Origin of the sequence: Sporosarcina sp. NPDC096371, from assembly GCF_044762865.1 — a bacterium.
In the GTDB taxonomy this organism is placed as follows: Bacteria; Bacillota; Bacilli; order Bacillales_A; family Planococcaceae; genus Sporosarcina.
In genome coordinates this window covers 392,180-408,768 of sequence record NZ_JBIWFE010000004.1, presented here as the reverse complement: position 1 = coordinate 408,768, position 16,589 = coordinate 392,180, and the positions used below count along the sequence as shown (strand labels likewise).

The following is a 16,589-nucleotide window of genomic DNA, read 5'->3' as shown; positions in this document are numbered from 1 at the left end:
TGTAAGTGAAATGGAGATGTAACCATGAATGACAAGGACTATGATCGTTTGCTACGTATCAAAACTGTAGGGACACGGGAGTGGTTGGATCAGTCGTCCCATTATAACCGCTATGAAGCGACGCCTTATTCGGCACTGGATGAATTGTTTTGTGACTATGTACTGGAAAGAACAGATGGGATTGTAGACTTTGGGTGTGGTAAAGGTCGGTTAGCGTTTTACCTTCACAATCGATTCGAAGTGTCGGTGATTGGTATTGAGATGAGTGCACAGTTGTACCAGGAGGCGCTTGAAAACCTGGCAAGTTATAGACAAAAGGCTAAACGAGTGGGCGGTTCTATTCGTTTTGAATGCTGTCTGGCGGAGGACTATGTAGTGGAGTCGGAGGATAACCGATTTTACTTTTTCAATCCATTTTCCATACAGATTTTTGGGAGGGTAGTCGACAATATTTTATGTTCAGTTGAACAACAAAAGCGGGCGGTAGATATTATCCTGTATTATCCGACCGCGGAGTATATCGATTTTCTTGAAGAGGGAACTCCTTTTGAACTGCTAAAGGAAGTGAGAGTCCCAGGTCTTTATGAACAAAACGACAATGAGCGTTTTTTAATCTTCCGGTCAAGGAGTGGCAAATAGGAACAGGCACAATTTGGCTAAACTGTGCCTGTTCCTATTTGCTATAACATTCCGCGTAGATATTCTTCGACTTGTTCTGTGGGAAGTGATTTGGAATAAAAGGAACCTTGTACTTCATCACATTGTACATCTTGTAAAAAACGTTCCTGTTCAACCGTTTCAACACCTTTAGCGACAACGGTTAAATTTAACACTTTTGCTAGGGTAATAATCGTTTGAATAAGAGCCTGGTTGGTTGTACTAAGTTGCTGCACGAAAGTCCGATCAATTTTTAGATGTGTAATTGGAAATTCCGTTAAACAGCTAAGTGAAAAAGGGCTAGTTCCAAAGTTATCGATACTGACGCCGACGCCGAGGTCCCGAAGCTGGCGTAGGTGAACCGCACAGTCTTTTTTGTCAGATGTTATACTTTCGGTGAAATCCAAAGTTAGGAATTCGGACTGCAGACCAGTCTTGGCCAATGTTTCTTTTAACTGCGTAACGAAAAGAGGCTGTTTAAATTTCTGAAGAGAGGTATTCACATGTACTTTGAGTTGTGAATGTCCACTGCTATGCCATTTTTTCATCTGCAAGCATGCTGTTTCAAGTATCCATTGTCCAATCGGTTCGATCAAGCCGATCTCTTCAGCGATTGGAATAAAGTCAGTCGGGGAAATGGTCCCCATTAATGGATGTTGCCATAGGATATGCGTCTCCAATCCTGTCAATTTGCCTGTTTTCAAATTGAATAGTGGCTGATACTGAAGCTCAAATTGATTCCTTTTCAACGCCTGACGAAGTTCTATCTCCATCATGGTTTTTTCAACCATGCTCCGATGTAATTCTTCCGTGAAAAATTGAAAGTTGTTTTTACCGTTATCTTTTACCAAATACATGGCTGAATCAGCATTTGTCATTAGCGTATCATAGTCGCTTCCGTCTTCCGGGAATAGGCTAATTCCGATGCTTGAACTGACCAAAACATCATGATCATCAATGACAAATGGTTTAGACATTTCTTCCACAATTCTTGAAGCGACCACCTGTGCCACGGAGGTCGTTGTGTCAGGTAATAATATGACATACTCGTCCCCGCCAAGCCTTGCGACAATATCTTTTTTTCGAACGCAATGCCGTAGCCTTTCTGCCACTAAAATCAATAACTGATCCCCTATCGTATGTCCCAAAGAATCATTGACGCTTTTAAAACGATCAAGATCAATGAACATAACAGCAAATGTTTCATCACTTTTCCCAGATTGTTCGATAACCTCATGTACTTTCGTGTGAAAAACACGTCGATTCGGCAAGCCAGTTAAATGATCGTAATACGCCATATGTTCTACAAGTCTTTCCGCTTCTTTATGCGCTGTAATGTCTGTCGCAGTACCAACGACTTCAACAACGGTATTGTTTTCAAAAATGGGTGACAAGTATACAAGGAATGCGTGGTCCTGATAGCGTACTTCAAATTGTGCGGCTTCCCCTTGTAATGCTGTCATAAGGTACTGATAATATTGCAAAGTTTCGTCTTCAGAATAAACATTCCAAAGGTTATATTTCATAATGTTCTCTACGGTAATCCCAAATTTTTCTGCCGTTTTTCCTTCGAAAAGTGTAAATATAATTCCGCCGTTTGGACCTGCGGTATATTTAAAGATAGCATTTTGAAGGTTTTTCACGGTCTGACGAAAATCATTTTTTAAGGCGAGTTTTAAAGCTTGTTCAGCTTCTTTTCTATCCGTAATATCTGTTCGGATGGAGATGAATTGCTGTGGTTTTTTATTTTTATCCAAAAGGGGTACGATAGTCGTGTTTACCCAGTATTCCGTCCCGTCCTTGGCTCGGTTTTTTAGTTCGCCCATCCAAATTTCACCGTTTCCAATCGTTTTCCAAAGATTTTTGAAATAACTTTTTGGATGAAACCCAGAATTGATGACTCGGTGCGTCTGTCCAATGAGCTCTTCTGCGGAATACTTGGAGGTTTTGCAGAAATTGTCGTTGGCATGCAAAATAACCCCTTGCTGGTTAGTGACTGTAACAGAAGAAGAGTGGTCTAGCGCACTTTCAATTGTCAGTAGCCTTCCGAGCGTTTTTTTATATGATTTACCGGCTATCACTTTAGCTGTAATATCGATATCTAGGGAGATGAATTGAATAATGGCCCCATTTTCATCGTGTAGGGGGACAATGGTTGTAGTCGACCAATAAGGGGACCCGTCTTTTGCGATGCACTTAAGTTGCTGTTGCCATACTTTATTTTTTTTAAAGGTCTGTTTCATCTCGTGAACAAACCTTTCAGCTGTATAGTCTGGATTGAGTAGCCCGTAATTTGCTCCAATCAGTTCTTCTTCATCGTACTTTGAAAGGTCACGAAATAGTTTATTTACGTATATGATGGTTCCATTATGATCTGTAATGGATACCCCAAATTTCTTTTCAAGCAGAAGAGAAATGGTCGACATATCTTTAATATCTGCCAACATTATGAAACAAATCCTTTCTATGACTATATGGTTCTTTATTTTGAAGTATATGGAAATTTGGTGGGGCGTTGTTGCGATTTATAGAGATAAATACCTGTTTAATAATACTAACATTTAATATGCACCTTATCTACTAGTTCGATGGATATAAAATTTTATTTTATTGAGTATTATATGGACTGTTATAAAAAATAATCCATATAAATGGAGTGCCTACTCGCAATTTATATTGACCAATATGCGTCATTGGTTCATTTATAAACAGTGCATGGCTTCTGGTGCTTCGTTCCAGGGAACGGGGTAGCCTTTTCCTTTGGCACAGAAAATAGAAGTAGATGAGTACTCCGGGTCAGCATCTTTGTTATAGCCAATCGTTTCAATGATTTTCTCTTCGTTATGACAAAGATCATAGCCGCCAAATTGTAGACCTAGCACGCCTTTCCCATGTGTGAAGGAGGCAAAATTGGAACTGTAGCTCATAAAGGTTGCGACAGGTACACGCCCTTTAACGATAACTTTATCGCCGACAGTTTCAGGGGGCTCAAAGCTACCATGCGCTTGTTGGATGTCTGATAGTACACGTCCAATATGGTCTAGCTCGACTTTGATTTTGTAATCATAATACGGTTCCAGTACGCTGTTTTTTGCTTGTTCTAATCCTTGTCTCAATGCGCGGTAAGTAGCTTCTCTAAAATCACCGCCAGATGTGTGCTCGTTATGGCCGCGTCCTGTCAATAATGTGATGGTGACGTCGGTAAGGGCAGAACCCGTTAATAGTCCGTGATGATCACGTTCAAATAAATGATGGCGGATTAAGTTCTGGTTGCCGATAGACAGATCATTGGCGTGACAAGCATTGTTAAAAGAAATGCCGCTATTTCTTGCAGCCGGTTCAATTTTCAGATGCACTTCTGCATAATGTCTGAGCGGCTCAAAATGACCGTAGCCAACGACGGTTGTGCCGACGGTTTCTTTATATAGAATCTTTGGCTCGCCGAAAGAGACGGTAAACTGAAATCTTTCTTCAACGATATCTCTTAATACTTCGAGTTGAATTACACCCATGACATGAACATGGATTTCTTGAAAATGTTCGTCCCAAATAACACGTAAGGAAGGATCTTCCGCGTCCAGTAAATTGAAGCATCGCAATACTTCTTTGACATGGATGGACGCGTCAAAAACGACTTTCGATTTAAGTGTAGGAATGAGATCGAATGTCACCTTTTCTTGAAGTGCCCCCACGCCATCCCCTATAGAGGCATTTGTCAGACCCGTGACGGCGAATAATTCCCCAGCGTGTACTTGGTCAACAGCCTTGAACTTATTGCCGTTATATACGCGGATTTGTGTGACTTTTTCAGTGAGTTCTCCGTAATGTACTTCGTCTCGCACGCGTAGTGTACCCTCTATCGATTTGAGAAACGTGACCCTGTTGCCGCTATCGTCATGCCGAATTTTATAGACTTGGGCAGCAAAATCCCTTGCATCATCGTAAGAAGTCTCTGTTAGTGCATCAAGTTTCTCGAAAAATTCAATGATCCCCACGTCTTTTAGGGCAGAACCACTGGAGCAAGCAAAGATCTGATTGTCACGAATCATGTTCTTTAACGATTGTAGCCACAGGATCTTGTCGTAGCCGGATTCCATATAGATTTCAAGCAGTTCTTCGTCGCGTTCTGCAATGAATTCGATAAGGTCCTCTTGCATGATGCCTTCATTGAAAGTTGTCGTAAGATCACAGACGTCTTCCGATAAGTTGGTACGAATCTCTTGAAGGGTATTTTCTATATCGATGCCATCGCGATCGGTTTTATTGATAAAGAAAAATGTGGGTACTTGGTGTTTGCGCAGTAGTTGCCATACAGTTTCTGTATGACCCTCGATGCCATCGACGGCGCTAATTAGAATGATGGCGTAGTCCATCACTTGAATAGCGCGTTCCATTTCTGGAGAAAAATCGACGTGACCCGGCGTATCGATGATGGTATAGGTAGAATCGTTATAAGAGATAACCGCTTGATCTGCAAATACTGTAATGCCTCGCTGTTTCTCAATGGTATGGCTATCAAGGAAGGCATCTTTATGATCCACGCGCCCTCGTTGTTTAATGCTATGTGTGTGATAAAGTAGTTGTTCTGAAAACGTTGTTTTTCCCGCATCTACGTGTGCAAGTATGCCGATGGTTTTAAACATAATGTCACTCCAATCCATTTCTTGCTGATAAGAGTAGTATAGCAAATCTGAATCGAGTGAATGGGCAATAAGGAGTGGTATACTGGAAAGATAAAATGAATGTAGAGGAGGATTCGATTATGCAATATTCAAAGCCAAAGATGGAGCAGCTTGTGAAGAATGACGTAGATCTAACAAAAATGCTCAGACAAGTGATGAAAGAGCATGACTTAGAGAAAAGTTTTGCGTTAAAAGCGTTATATCATTCAGTAGTAAAAGACGGTGGGAAGTATCAAAAAGATTATCAAGAGTTGTAAAGATATGTGGGGCGTGGAGAATCCGAGAGGGATTTTCCACGCCTTTTTTTTGTTCCATGTGAAACATTCAATTATAAGAAATATCAAAAATTCGTCATTCTTGTTCATTATCGCAAATATGGACAAGAAACCGGTTCACCCCCTCCTTATAATCAATCTAAGGGGGGAGAGCACATGACCAGATTAGAGATAAAAGATCCATATCGCGTTTATATTTCTATTTGTTTCTTGTCACAACTATTTTTCACATACATCTTTACAGTGAACTTGTTATACCATGTACAAACTGTAGGGCTTAGCCCGCTTCAGCTCGTGTTAGTAGGAACTGTATTGGAACTATCTGTTTTTCTGTTTGAAATTCCTACTGGACTTGTTTCGGATTTGAAAAGCCGGAAACTTTCGATCATAATTGGTTACTTTTTAATAGGTTTTGGTTTTTTTATCGAGGGGATATTTCCTTACTTTATCACTGTGTTATTGGCTCAGGTGGCATGGGGGATCGGTTATACGTTTACGAGTGGTTCCCAGCAAGCTTGGATTGCGGATGAAATAGGGGAAGAACGTGCTTCGTTAGCTTTTATAAGGGGTGCTAAGGCAGGGAATCTTGGGCAAGTACTAGCGATCCCTTTAAGTATTGTAACGGGTTACTTTATGATTAATTTACCAATCATAATTGGTGGCCTATGCATGATAGGATTGGCTGTCTATTTACTCATTTTCATGAAAGAAGAAAACTTCAAACCATTAGATCCCCAAAAAAGAACGTCAACGTGGGGAAGTATGAAGGGCAATATGCGCAAAATCATTTTACATTCTAAAACGAGCTTTATCATTAGAATGCTATTCCTCGTTGCTTTGTTTGTTGGGTTTTATAGTGAAGGTTTTGATCGGTTATGGATGTCGCATTTCTTAGAAGTGTCCAACATATCGAACCTGACAGACGAGCAATTAGTTGTATTAATGGGTGGGATTCAGTTTGTTGTTGTACTGGTTTCCTTTGGAACACTTCATTTGATGAATCGAAGTACTATCCATGAAAATCTAAGACAGATTTACGTCTTTCTTTTTGTAGGAAGCTTCCTAATTATCGCTTCATTGATAGGTTTTGCGCTGTCATCTTATGTAATTAGCTTACTAACTTTCTATATCATTATCCAAGTAACTAGGCAAGTCATGTATCCGTTGGAAGACATTTGGTTGAATAAGGTCATACCGGATTCCTCTACACGCGCAACTTTCTTTTCGGTGAAAGGCCAAGTGGATGCCATTGGCCAAATTGGCGGAGGCCCAGTTATTGGAGTTGTTGCATCAGGTTTTACTATAAAAATAGCGCTCATTGTGAGTGCTGTGCTTTTAACGCCCGTCTTGTTTTTATATAGAAATATCTTGAATAGATCCAAAGAGTAAATTGCTTACTCTTTGGATTTTTCTTTAATCGGAAGGTAGATCTCCATATAGATTTTTTCATACACCCAGTCATGGCAGTGTTCATCGTAATATTCAAAGTCATAGCTTGCTTCGTCGACTTCATAAAGGGATTGAGGTAACCAGTCTTCTAAAACATATTGCCAAGTTCCTTTGATGGAGGAGACAAATTGCTGGACCGGAACAAGAGGCGTCCTAAAAACGGCATAAGTCGTTTCAGGAATGTGTAGCGTTGTCAGTCCGGCGGGCAACTGAATATGTTGATCGAAATTTACCGCGAATAGATACGTAAAGCTGTCGACCAAGTTTGTGCTGCTTAGATTGATACAATACTCCCCATGCTTTTCGGGAGATAATGCTTTGTACAGTGTGCTTTCGATCGCTTCATCAGGGGGAATTCTTTGATCCCAAAAGGCGGGAGCATCTCTTGTATACAAGACGTTTTCGTATGTACTTTCAAATGTTTTGCCGGCAATATGGAAAGGGGGCTTCTGCACAATTTTTGGTTGCATGACAATGCCGCCTACCTTTTTTACATGCAGGCTGAATAGGTCAAGTTTTGGAGGCAATGACAGTGGGCAATGAAGTCGATATAAGCTTGGCGGACTGCCGAAGTATTTCTTAAACGCTTTTGTAAATCCAGAATGTGTTTCAAAGCCATACTCTAAAGCAATTTGAATAATTTTTTCGCCCTGCGCTAATCCATGTAACGCGTATTGCAGCTTTCTTTTTAAGACATAATCCATAATGGTGTACCCAATATGTTTATCGAAAATCCTATAAAAATGATACGGGGAATAGCCGACTAATTTAGCTAGTTCCTCAGGTTTGATATCTTCTTTAATATGTTCTTCAATATAATCGATTACTTGTTGCAATAAAAGTAACTGTTGGATAGTTATCGCCTCTTTACTATAAATAAAGACATTGGATTGTTTTGAATAAACATTATCATGAGAAGGCCAAATTGGAAACTAAATAAAATGAATATATATGTTGAAATAAAAAATCCTACTAACAACGCTTGGCTCTAGGGGATGCCTTCGCTGGAGAATATATAGAATCATTAGTTCAACAAATATAATAATCGATTAATCGTAAAAAAAAATTTAGTAGGTAATTGATGAAAAGGAAGAATATCTAGAACTTGTCCTGATATAGAGCAGGAAACCTAGCGCTATTTGAAAAATGGTAAAGTTGAATAAAGGAGAACGGTGGGATTTTCTCGAAATAAGGGAAGGACTCTTATAAGAAAATGAGGTGTATGTATGAACGTGGATTTGATTGAAACCATCGTCGAATGCATGGCGTCTAATGAAGATCTGAGCATGAACGCTATTCAACGAATTCAGACGGAGCATCGTCTGAAATTGGTTCAGGCATGGGGTATTAAAGAAGGTAGTAGCGTTTTAGAAATTGGTTGTGGGCAAGGCGATACGACAGCGGCGTTGGCGTACGTTGTTGGGGAAGGGGGACTTGTCCACGGCGTGGATATTGCATCACCAGTTTACGGAGCACCGATTAATCTAGGTGATTCAGCTCGCTATTTACAGCAATCAGCGTTAGGTAAACAGATTAAAATGGAATTCAATGTTGATGTTTTAGCGACAGAAGTTGATTTTCCTGAAGCCAGTTTTGACTATATTGTGTTCTCGCATTGCTCCTGGTATTTGAAGTCGTTTGAGGAACTGGAAGCGATATTGAAGAAAGCTAAAAAATGGGGTAAGCGCTTATGTTTTGCCGAATGGGATGCGAGGATTCAAACGATTGAGCAATATCCACATTTCCTAGCCGTGCTTATTCAATCACAGTATGAGTGCTTCAAAGAAAGTAGCCTTTCTAATATACGTACGCTGTTTACGCCAGCGGATGTGAAGCGGATTGCGGAACGTGCAGGATGGACGATTACCAACGAGCGATCTATTCATTCATCTCAGTTGCAAGATGCGGAGTGGGAAATTGCTATGACGCTAGATGATTATAACGAGGAGATTAGCAAGCTTGTTGATGTGCCTGATAAACTGAAATCACTCATTCAATCTGAAGTGCTGTTATTAGAACAAGCCCGCAGCAATCAGCAGGTTAAACCGATGTCTACGTATGTATTTAGCGCAGAGAGGTCATGAAAAGGAGGATTGACATGGCACGTTTAACGGATCATTTGCTCGTTATTTCGTTTGATTGTTTATCGTCGCTGGACCTGCCGTTGTTAGAGAAGTTGCCGAATTTCAAGGAGCTATTGGAAAAAGCGGCGATTTGTAAACATGTTGAGACAGTCTATCCTTCGGTAACTTATCCCTGCCATACGAGCATTGTGACGGGGAAGGTTCCGAATCGGCATGGAGTGGTGACGAACACATTGCTTCAACCGAATCGTCCTTCGCCAGACTGGTACTGGCATCGCCGTCATGTTAAAGGGACAACGTTATATGATGAGGCGAAGAAAGCGGGCTTGTCGACGGCGGCATTGCTGTGGCCAGTGACGGCAAAAGCGAAGATTGATTTTCATATGCCTGAGATTTTTGCGAATCGGCCGTGGCATCATCAAATTGCTGTGTCATTCATGAATGGTAGCAAGCGTTATCAAATCGAGATGAATAATAAGTTTGGTTATCTTCGGAAGGGGATTGCGCAGCCGGATTTGGATGATTTCGTGACTGCGTCGACAATACATACGATTAAAACGAAACAGCCAAACTTGATGCTGATTCATTTGGTAGACCTTGATACACAGCGTCATCATCACGGTTTTTCTTCGAAGGAGGCGCATGGGGCAATTCACCGCCATGATAGGCGCCTTGGTGAAATTGTAACGGCTTTGAAGGAAAGTGGTATGTATGAGCAGACGACCATTGTTGCGCTTGGCGATCATAGTTCGCTGGATCATACGAGGGCTGTGAAGTTGAATGTATTATTGAAGGAAAGTGGTTTAATCCAACTGAATCGGCGTGGAATGGTGAAAGATTGGCAGGCATATTGTAAGAGTAATGACGGTTCAGCTTATATTTATGTGAAAGATGAGCAGACGAAGGAAAAGGTGCGTGCGTTGTTACATTCCCTTGCGGTTAATGAAGACAATGGCATTGAATTCGTATTGGAGGGTGCTGAGGCGGGATTAAGAGGTGCGGACGAGCATGCTGCTTTTATGGTAGAAGCACGACATGGTTTTTACTTCACAGAGCATCATGATGGAGAGGCAATCGATGTTATTACAGCGGAGGATGTGGTGGCGGGCAAGTATACACATGCTTCTCACGGCTATTTACCAACAAAAGAGGACTACTCTACAGTTTTCATTGCGGCAGGGAAAGGGATTCAACAGAATGTGGAGATTGGGCACATGAGGTTGGTTGACGAAGGACCAACGTTTGCAAGACTTCTAGGGCTAGATTTAGGGAAGACGGACGGTAAGGTGATAGAGGAATTTTTGAAACTAGAGTAGATTGAACCTTTACAATGTTTACATTCATTATCGTGTAAACTATCCATAGAGAATGGAAGGGGTGTGGGGATGAAGAAGTATACAAAACAAGAGAATAGTTGGATTTTCTATGATTGGGCGAACTCAGCGTATTCAATCATTATTACGACAGCAGTTTTTCCACTGTATTACAAGGCAGTCGCAACAGATGCTGGTGTAAGTCTGTCGAATTCAACCGCGTATTTAGGTTATTCAGTTGCTATTGCAACGTTCATATTGGCGATGATTGGACCGATTTTAGGGGCAATTGCGGATTATGAAGGATTAAAGAAGAAATTTTTCCTGCTTTTCTTCCTAATGGGTTCTGTTTCTACAATCTCATTGGCATTTGTGCCGGGGGATAATTGGCTGTGGCTATTGATTATTTACACGATAACCGCTGTTGGTTTCCATGGGGCGAATATATTTTACGATGCATTTCTTGTGGATGTAACAGCGGAAAAGCGGATGAACCATATATCTGCACGTGGCTTTGGTTTAGGTTATATCGGGAGTACAATTCCTTTTATTATTAGTATTGCTATTATTTTATTGGCCGAAAAGGCGATTATTCCACTTGCAATGCCTACGGCGAGTAAGCTGGCCTTTGTCATTACAGCAATTTGGTGGTTTGCGTTTACAATTCCAATGCTGAAAAATGTTCATCAGCTTCATGGCATTAAACGTGAGCCGAATCTGCTTGGTGGTAGTTTTAGACGCCTTGGCGGGACATTTAAAGAAATCCGTAAATATCGGACAGTGTTTCTATTCTTACTGGCTTACTTCTTTTATATCGACGGTGTCGGGACGATAATTAATATGTCAACGGCCTATGGAACAGATTTAGGGATTGGCGCGACAAGCCTGCTCATTATTTTGTTTGTTACACAAGTCGTAGCAGCACCATTTTCAATTCTTTACGGCAAGCTAGCGCAGAAGTTTACGGGGAAAAAGATGTTGTACGTTGGGATTTGTGTCTATATCATCGTTTGTATTTATGCATATTTCATGAAAACAACGATGGATTTCTGGATATTGGCCATGCTTGTTGCGACGTCGCAGGGCGGCATCCAGGCACTTAGCCGATCGTATTATGCGAGAATTGTCCCGAAAGAGAAGGCGAATGAGTTTTTCGGCTTCTATAATATTTTCGGTAAGTTTGCATCGGTTATGGGGCCATTATTGGTAGCGTTGACCACACAGCTGACAGGGAACTCCGCAAACGGAGTGTTCAGTCTTGTTATCTTGTTTATTATCGGTCTTGTTCTACTTGCGAAGGTTCCAGAACCGGATGATAAAGTGAACGTAGCTTAACAAGAAAGGCGAGGTACACCGTGAAAAGTGGCCTCGCTTTTTGGTATGTATTGAATTAGGGAGGTTGAAAGAAATGATTATAAAAATAGATGTGACAAATCAAAAAATTGCTGAAGAGGTATTAAGCGTTCAACTCGCATCGTATAAGGTAGAGGCGGAGTTGATCGATTGTTATGACATTCCGCCATTGCGGGATACGGTGAGCACATTGCAACGATGTGGAGAAACTTTCTATGGATACTATGTAGATGGAGAGTTGGGCGGCGTCATTTCCGTAAAGATAGAAGGGGATATCATTGATATTCATCGGTTAATGGTGCATCCAAAACACTTTAGAAAAGGAATTGCTAAGAGGTTACTGGACTTCATTGAAAGCCACGGAGAAGGGGATGAAACGCTGATTGTATCAACGGGTTCTAAAAATACGCCGGCTATCTCCTTCTACAAGAAAAGTGGATTTGTCAAAATGGGAGAAGTCAAAGTGAAGGAGGGTTTATCGATTACTTCATTTGAAAAGAAAAGGAAAAGAAACTACCGATAAATATGTAACTATTCAGAATTATTAACGTCTATTAGTGTTGATTGGATTATTGGGGGTGTTGAAATGCGGTTGTTAAAATCAAAAGTAATCCTTGTTTTGGCCATTATTTTTGCTGTCATCTGTGGATTCGTTTTTTATTTTAATTACGGGAAACCTTGGGATTTAGTTTCGTATAAAAAAAAGTTCGAGGCGTATTTGGAAGAAGAATACAACAAGGATTTTATTATCGAGAAAATTTCATTTGATATTTTTCACGGTAGAACATATCACGCTTATGTTCACGCTAGGGATAACCCTGATGTAACTTTTTATGTTGGTCAAAATCCATATACAAAGGAAATCGAAGATAGTTACCATCATGATAACTGGGGAAAACAAGCAAATGAAAAATTAGGTCCGATTGTCGAGAAATACTTTCCTGATAATTTTAATTATGCTGTGCGAATTTTGGAAATGGAAAACAATAACGTTGTCGTGGGACCTCAAACACCTGATTTTATACAATACTCGACCGTTGAAGTCGGTATCTCTATGGTAGAATTCGAAATAACAAATGACAATAGGGATAACGAAGTTGAAAGGATATTGCTGCTATTAAGTGCTTTAAAAAAAGAAGGTGTAAACTTTCACCACTTTGGTGTTAGCTATAAAAACAAAACAATTCAGTTAGAACCCGCAACTATTAATTCAATCATGGGTACCGGAGACTTGGAAAAGTGGTTAGTGGATTATAGGTAAGTGCTAGGCTTAAAGAGAATTGTAACAGGGGGTGCGTATGAAAAATAATTTGAATGTATGGTCCTTTCTCCTTTCTTTTTGTTGTATTCCAGCATTTTTTATTGCAACATCGTCTGTATCCCAGAGTTTTAACGAAATCACAGGTATTCATCCGTTAGATATTGTCTTGGGTATGGCGGTGAGTACATTTTTTCTTGGATTGATCGGGTTAAAGGATGTAAGGGAATGGAAGGTGATGACTAGGAGCGTATTCACTATTATTTTCACCTCGGGTTTTTCGTTGGTGTTACTTTCCATTATATTTGTTGGTCGGTTGCTTGGTTAGCTTAATCATATGAACTGAAGAATGGGGCGAAATTCATGGTCTTTAAGGAAGAGGCAATCAAGGTCGTAATTGGTGCAGGTGAATATCATAATAATCCAGGTTGGCTACATACACAGGAAGAGGAACTCAATTTATTAGACGTGAATACTTGGCGTGATAAGTTTGATGAAAATTCGATAACCGCCATATTAGCCGAACACGTATGGGAGCATCTTTCGTATGAAGAAGGAATAGAAGCGGCAAAACTTTGTTACAGATACCTAAAGCCCTCAGGTTATATTCGTTGTGCCGTTCCAGATGGATATTTTCCTGATGAGACCTATCAAAATATAGTTAAAGTAGGCGGGCCTGGCCCAAAAGAACATCCAGCTGCTAGTCACAAAGTAGTTCATACTTATAAAACGTTATCAAAAGTGTTTGAAGCTGCGGGATATGAAGTTAAGTTACTTGAGTATTGCGATGAAAATGGATATTTTTATCAAAATGAGTGGGATGGAAAAGATGGCTTGATTTTTCGCTCTAAAAAATTCGATCCAAGAAACCAGGGGGATAAGCTTGTATGTCCTTCATTAATTATAGACGCTATAAAGCGTTAAATTTACCTGGAGGTAATCCGTATGTTAATCAGTAAAGTAAAGCTGTATAGTAACGAGCTGGCTAAGACAAAAGACTTTTATGTTACATTACTAGGATTCAATTTATTGGATGAAACCGAAGATTCTTTTGTCATTGAGGCAGGGAAAAGCGAACTGGAATTTCAACAAAGTAATTTGAATGACCATCCTAGCTATCATTTTGCGTTTGATATTCCTTCCAATCAATTTAAAGCCGCAAAAGAGTGGGCCAAAGCCAAAGTGGTATTGAATAGGGAAGATGGCGATGATGAAGTGTACTTCGAGAATTTGGATGCCTATTCATTGTATTTTGAAGACCCATCCAAAAATATCGTTGAATTGATAGCGAGAAAATCATCACCAACTGTTGAAGGTTATTTTTCTTCTCAATCCATTTTAAAGATAAGTGAAATGAGCATAACCACAAATGATGTGTTGTCAGTGGGGCAGCAATTAATGGAGTTCGGTATTCCCGTTAAAGATGACCTTCCATTGAAAGAGCAATTTAACTTTATGGGACGTGAGAGTTCGTTTTTAATCTTAGTTAGTGAGAATAGAAGATGGTTCTTCTCAGATCGAGATTCAGAGATTCATCCAAGCGTAATAGAACTAGATAAGCGCAAAGTGATTGAAGTGGATCGACAAGGGAAAGTTAAGTTGCTAGGGGGAGATAGCAAGTCAAAATATATGAGTATCTTTTTCTTAACTTTACTAGCCAGTATATCTTCCTTTTTTCTAATGGCCTTTGTATTTGATGGTGGTGTTTATGTTGAGACTGCTATTTATATATTCGGAGCAATCATTGTTATATTGCTCTCGTATTTAATTTCGCTTATGTACTATGCGATTGATTTAATAAAAAGTAAATAGTAGTGCAAGTAAAGGAGCCCGAGCAGCTCCTTTTTGAATTGCGACAGATTAGTAAAGCGGCTTAGTTTAAAAAGAATAGAGACTCAACTGAAAAACATGGTACAATTTAATGACCTGAATGTTCAACAAATTCATTCTAGGAAGTATTTGTTAGAGGAGGCGTTCATTATGGAAAATAAAAGTCTTTTTATCGTTAATGACCACAAGGGGATTACGCCTAATTAACGAAATGGTTGAGCGTTTCCCTGAACTTTGAAAGGGGAAATTTTATGAGCACTGATAATGTGAAACTTGTAGAATTAAATGCAGAAAATTGGTACGAATGCTGTGAATTAGAGGTATCAAAAGAACAAATGGAATACATTGAGCCAAATGCTATATCAATAGCTCAATCAAAGTTTGAGCCTACATTAAAGCCCTATGCTATTTATTTTGAAGAAAAAGTAGTGGGTTTTGTAATGTATAATTCTATTCAAGAAGAACTCCATGGCTATTGGGTATATAGAATAATGGTGGATAGGGAATTCCAAGGCAGGGGTATAGGTAAAGCGGCAACTAAGTTAATGATTACAGAAATGACTAAAATACCGAATGCAAAAAAAGTTGTAGTAGGTTATCATCCCGAAAATTTAGGGGCACATAATTTATACTCAAGTTTGGGATTTGTTGATAATGGCGATAGGTTTGGTAAGGAAATGGCAGTTGTAAAATATATAAATGAGTGATGGGTTGATAGTATACTGTGCTAACAATTTTTCTTTCATCGAATTTGTATGATAATAACTAGATAAGCTGAATATCTAAATAAATGTACAAACTAAGCGAAGGAGCCTTGCAGGCGCAGCTGTCTGGCTTGTGGCGGGAGGCATCCCCTAGCGCCGTAGCGAGTTTAGCAGAATTTCTTTCATCCTCGATACAAAAAAAGGCTAGATCAAGCGAACTCATTCGCTGTGATCTAGCCTTTTCTTCAACTACTTTTTTCGATCGTATCGATGTGTAATATTCTAAAACCACTTTTCTCCAGTTTTTCACTTAGTTTAGCAATATCTGCTTCCGTCTTATCGCCTTCAAGTGTGATGACGACCCTTCTTGCGAGTACGGAACCATTATCCAGCGTAAACATGCCTTCTATATTATCGCCTCTTAATACTTTCGTTAATTTCTCAATCATTCCTTTAGCTTCAGTTGAAGAGATGGTGATATTAATGCCACCTGTATTTAAACCAAATGCATCTTCCAGTACACTTTCCACCTTATTATGCGTTAAGATACCAATCAGTTTGTCATTTTCAACGACACTTAAAAACGGCAGGGACTTAATTGCGATTAAAGCATTTAAGAAGGAAGAACGCTCGGATATAAAGATATCCTGGTGTTTCAATAATTGTTCGACGGTTGTATTCTTGTCCCCGCCATCTTCGTAAATGTATTCTATTAAATGTACCTTGTAAATCATGCCTTTATAATTTTCATTACTGTCTACAACGGGAATGCAGCGGTAGCCACTTTCTTTGATTTTAGTTAACACGTCCATAACCGTTTGTTCATTGTTCGCAATTACTACCTCTTGCTTTGGTAGATATAAGTCCCTTACTAGCATGTGCCTTCCCCCTCTAATATTCTAAATTTTTTGGATACTATTATATAGTATTATAATAGAAGGATTGAAAGATAGACAAGTTATTTCAACATTGTTGTTCATAAAG

General features: G+C 39.7%; 16 protein-coding genes. 12 read left to right on the top strand and 4 right to left on the bottom strand.

The genetic code is table 11. The annotated features are described in order from the left end of the window. Window positions 1–24 precede the first annotated feature (24 nt). Entirely contained in the window at window positions 25–639 is a 615-nt protein-coding gene (locus tag ACIQ0H_RS13510; RefSeq protein WP_403415532.1) for a class I SAM-dependent methyltransferase, read from the top strand. 41 nt (window positions 640–680) lie between these two features. Here the strand turns inward: ACIQ0H_RS13510 and ACIQ0H_RS13505 are convergent, their stop codons facing one another. Next, the gene (locus ACIQ0H_RS13505; RefSeq protein ID WP_403415530.1) at window positions 681–3,101 is read right to left on the bottom strand and encodes an EAL domain-containing protein; all 2,421 of its coding nucleotides are present in this window, start codon (window positions 3,099–3,101) and stop codon (window positions 681–683) included. 258 nt (window positions 3,102–3,359) lie between these two features. Then, window positions 3,360–5,300 carry a GTP-binding protein gene (locus ACIQ0H_RS13500; protein ID WP_403415527.1) on the bottom strand — a complete coding sequence of 647 codons (1,941 nt, stop codon included), beginning with the start codon at window positions 5,298–5,300 and terminating at the stop codon, window positions 3,360–3,362. Window positions 5,301–5,419: 119 nt separating this feature from the next. On the opposite strand from ACIQ0H_RS13500, the gene ACIQ0H_RS13495 reads away from it, so the two are divergent. Further along, complete coding sequence (locus ACIQ0H_RS13495; protein WP_403415525.1) at window positions 5,420–5,596, top strand: hypothetical protein; 177 nt, start codon at window positions 5,420–5,422, stop codon at window positions 5,594–5,596. A 174-nt stretch (window positions 5,597–5,770) separates the two neighbouring features. Further along, a complete protein-coding gene (locus ACIQ0H_RS13490) occupies window positions 5,771–7,003 on the top strand; it encodes an MFS transporter (RefSeq protein ID WP_403415522.1) in 1,233 nt (410 codons plus the stop codon). A gap of 5 nt (window positions 7,004–7,008) precedes the next feature. On the opposite strand, the gene ACIQ0H_RS13485 is transcribed toward ACIQ0H_RS13490, so the two are convergent. Beyond that, entirely contained in the window at window positions 7,009–7,899 is an 891-nt protein-coding gene (locus tag ACIQ0H_RS13485) for an AraC family transcriptional regulator (protein ID WP_403415519.1), read from the bottom strand. Between the two features lie 390 nt (window positions 7,900–8,289). On the opposite strand from ACIQ0H_RS13485, the gene ACIQ0H_RS13480 reads away from it, so the two are divergent. The 9 genes from ACIQ0H_RS13480 to ACIQ0H_RS13440 all read left to right on the top strand — a co-directional run bounded on the left by ACIQ0H_RS13480 (window position 8,290) and on the right by ACIQ0H_RS13440 (window position 15,608). Further along, window positions 8,290–9,147 (top strand): class I SAM-dependent methyltransferase, encoded by an 858-nt coding sequence (locus ACIQ0H_RS13480; RefSeq protein WP_403415516.1) that lies wholly within the window; start codon window positions 8,290–8,292, stop codon window positions 9,145–9,147. 14 nt (window positions 9,148–9,161) lie between these two features. Further along, window positions 9,162–10,463 carry an alkaline phosphatase family protein gene (locus ACIQ0H_RS13475; RefSeq protein WP_403415513.1) on the top strand — a complete coding sequence of 434 codons (1,302 nt, stop codon included), beginning with the start codon at window positions 9,162–9,164 and terminating at the stop codon, window positions 10,461–10,463. A gap of 69 nt (window positions 10,464–10,532) precedes the next feature. Further along, a complete protein-coding gene (locus ACIQ0H_RS13470; RefSeq protein WP_403415510.1) occupies window positions 10,533–11,795 on the top strand; it encodes an MFS transporter in 1,263 nt (420 codons plus the stop codon). A 73-nt stretch (window positions 11,796–11,868) separates the two neighbouring features. Then, window positions 11,869–12,336 carry a GNAT family N-acetyltransferase gene (locus tag ACIQ0H_RS13465; protein WP_403415509.1) on the top strand — a complete coding sequence of 156 codons (468 nt, stop codon included), beginning with the start codon at window positions 11,869–11,871 and terminating at the stop codon, window positions 12,334–12,336. 69 nt (window positions 12,337–12,405) lie between these two features. After that, the gene (locus tag ACIQ0H_RS13460) at window positions 12,406–13,074 is read left to right on the top strand and encodes a DUF3139 domain-containing protein (RefSeq protein WP_403415506.1); all 669 of its coding nucleotides are present in this window, start codon (window positions 12,406–12,408) and stop codon (window positions 13,072–13,074) included. A gap of 37 nt (window positions 13,075–13,111) precedes the next feature. After that, window positions 13,112–13,399 carry a hypothetical protein gene (locus ACIQ0H_RS13455; RefSeq protein ID WP_403415503.1) on the top strand — a complete coding sequence of 96 codons (288 nt, stop codon included), beginning with the start codon at window positions 13,112–13,114 and terminating at the stop codon, window positions 13,397–13,399. Between the two features lie 35 nt (window positions 13,400–13,434). Beyond that, on the top strand, window positions 13,435–13,995 hold the full coding sequence (locus ACIQ0H_RS13450) for a class I SAM-dependent methyltransferase (protein WP_403415501.1): 561 nt from the start codon (window positions 13,435–13,437) through the stop codon (window positions 13,993–13,995). Window positions 13,996–14,016: 21 nt separating this feature from the next. After that, a complete protein-coding gene (locus ACIQ0H_RS13445) occupies window positions 14,017–14,883 on the top strand; it encodes a VOC family protein (RefSeq protein ID WP_403415498.1) in 867 nt (288 codons plus the stop codon). 269 nt (window positions 14,884–15,152) lie between these two features. Next, a complete protein-coding gene (locus ACIQ0H_RS13440; RefSeq protein ID WP_403415495.1) occupies window positions 15,153–15,608 on the top strand; it encodes a GNAT family N-acetyltransferase in 456 nt (151 codons plus the stop codon). A 242-nt stretch (window positions 15,609–15,850) separates the two neighbouring features. Here the strand turns inward: ACIQ0H_RS13440 and ACIQ0H_RS13435 are convergent, their stop codons facing one another. Then, window positions 15,851–16,483 (bottom strand): CBS domain-containing protein, encoded by a 633-nt coding sequence (locus ACIQ0H_RS13435; protein WP_403415492.1) that lies wholly within the window; start codon window positions 16,481–16,483, stop codon window positions 15,851–15,853. Window positions 16,484–16,589 lie beyond the last annotated feature (106 nt).